Source organism: Planctomycetota bacterium, assembly GCA_035574235.1.
GTDB lineage: Bacteria > Planctomycetota > MHYJ01 > MHYJ01 > JACPRB01 > DATLZA01.
Map to the genome: position 1 here is coordinate 1 of DATLZA010000042.1, position 2,074 is coordinate 2,074.

Here is a 2,074-nt window from a genome sequence, read left to right on the forward strand (position 1 = left end):
CACGCCGTACGCGCGCCTCAGCCGCCGCACGATCTCCCGCGCCAGCTCCAGGTGCGCCACTTGGTCCTCCCCCACCGGCACCCGCTCGCCCCGGTAAAGCGCCACGTCCGCCGCCTGAAGGAGCGGATACCCCAGAAGCGCATAGGAGGGCGCCTCCCTCCCCCCCAGCCGCGCCGCCTCTTCCTTATAGGTCGGCGAACGCTCCAGCATCCCCACCGGAGCCAGCGACCCCAGGATCCAGAAGAACTCCAGATGCTCCGGAACCGCCGACTGGACGAACATCGTGCAGCGCTCCGGATCCACCCCGCAGGCGATCCAGTCCGCCACCATCTCCCGGATCCACCCGGCCACGCGCCGCGGCTCCTCCCGCCGATCGACGAGCGCGTGCCAGTCGGCCGCGAAGAAAAAGCAGTCGTGGTCCCGTTGGAGCGCCGTCCACGCCCGCAACACCCCGACGTAGTGCCCCAGGTGAAGCGGCCCCGTGGGACGCATCCCCGAAACGACGCGCCGGCCGACGCCCATCGCGATCCCCCTTCGTGGACCTCCGGCGTTTCCCCCATGTTACGGAACGTAACGCGCCCGCGACCCCGCCCGGGGAGCCTGATCGGGCACGCGGCTTGCTCTCCTTGACCCGTCCTTCGGCAAGGAGGTGCGCCATGCTGCAAAGGTTGTTCGAAAGCGTGTTCCGGAACGACGCCCCGGCGGCGCCCGCGGGAAACGCCCGTGCGTCCCTCGTCCTGTCCCTTCCCGCCCCCCTGCGCGGCCCCGTCGAGGAGCGGCTCCCGGGAATCCTCTCGACCGCCGAGGTCTTCCGGCGCCTCTTCGCCGAGGCGCAAACGTCCGTCAAGGTCTTCTCGCCCTACGTGGATCCCACGTTCACGAGCCTCGCCCAGTCCGCCCGCGCGCCCATCCAGATCGTCACCACCCTCCGGGAGGCGCGCCAGCGGTCCAACCCCGTCCTGGAGCGGTTCGCCTCCGCGCGACCGCTCGCCGTCCGGTATCTCCACGAGAAACACGCCCGCGCCCAGATGTTCCAGCTCCACGCGAAAATGATCCTGGCCGATTCCTCCCGGGCCTACCTGGGAAGCGCGAACCTCACGGACACGAGCCTCCACTACAACTTCGAGCTCGGAATCTACCTCGAGGATCGGGACCTCGTCGGCCGGCTCCACGCGCTCTTCGACTACGTCTTCGATTTCGCCGCCAAGCCCGCGGAGGCGCTGTGAGAGACCGTCCTTCCGCCAGGATCTGGTGGGTTTACGTCCTGCACTCGACCGGGGCCCCGGCCCGGCGTTACGTGGGGCGGACACGGGACCTGCCGCGGGCTCTCCGGCGGCACGAGGCGGGCCGCGTGCCGGCCACCCGGACGGGCCGCCCGTGGGATGTCGTGGCGGCGTTCGCGCTGCCGGACCCGGCCCGCGCCCGGGCGCTCTGCGACTGGCTTAAATCCCGGTCGAATCGCGTTCCGAAGGGAAAATCGACATGAAAAGGGACAACCGTCCTCCGTTCCTTGTGCGCGCCGGGCCGCGCGTTCTACAATCCTGCCCCGATGCGCCTCCGGCGGTACACTCTGGCCGCGCTCGTCTACGACGCGGTGGTCTTCGTCGTCTGGATCGTCATCCCGATCCGGGCGCACGCGCTCGGGGCCGGAGCCACCCAACTGGGACTCCTCGTCACGGTCCACAGCGTGCTCTACACGGTCAACAGCCTGCTCATGGGCCGCCTGGCGGACCGCGCCTCCAAGCCTCTTCTGGCCCTCCTGGGATGCGCGGGGGCGGCGGCGGCCTGCCTGATTCTGCGCGGGGCGGAGCGGCTGGAAACGTTCTTCCTGGGCGTGCCGATCCTGGCGCTTGCGGCCAGCCTCTTCTGGCCCAGCATCCAGGGATCGATCGGCGCCGAAACGCCCCCCCATCGGATGGAGCGGGCCCTCGGGCTCTTCAACGTCATGTGGTCGATCGGAAAATCCCTGGGCTTTCTCTCGGGCGGATGGCTCGTGGCCCGGACCGGACCGGCGGGGACGCTCGCCCTGGCGGCGGCGCTGGCGGGAGCCGTAATGCTTTTCTACCCCTGGACC

Annotated in this window: 3 protein-coding genes; 2 read left to right on the forward strand and 1 reads right to left on the reverse strand. The window is 70.1% G+C overall.

The features are described 5' to 3' along the window. On the reverse strand, positions 1-522 hold a 522-nt coding region (locus tag VNO22_03355), incomplete at its 3' end, for a tryptophan--tRNA ligase (protein HXG60389.1). 134 nt (positions 523-656) lie between these two features. On the opposite strand from VNO22_03355, the gene VNO22_03360 reads away from it, so the two are divergent. Beyond that, complete coding sequence (locus tag VNO22_03360) at positions 657-1,226, forward strand: phospholipase D-like domain-containing protein (protein ID HXG60390.1); 570 nt, start codon at positions 657-659, stop codon at positions 1,224-1,226. Positions 1,227-1,549: 323 nt separating this feature from the next. Then, positions 1,550-2,074 (forward strand): MFS transporter (locus tag VNO22_03365; protein HXG60391.1); only part of this gene is annotated, 525 nt, incomplete at its 3' end.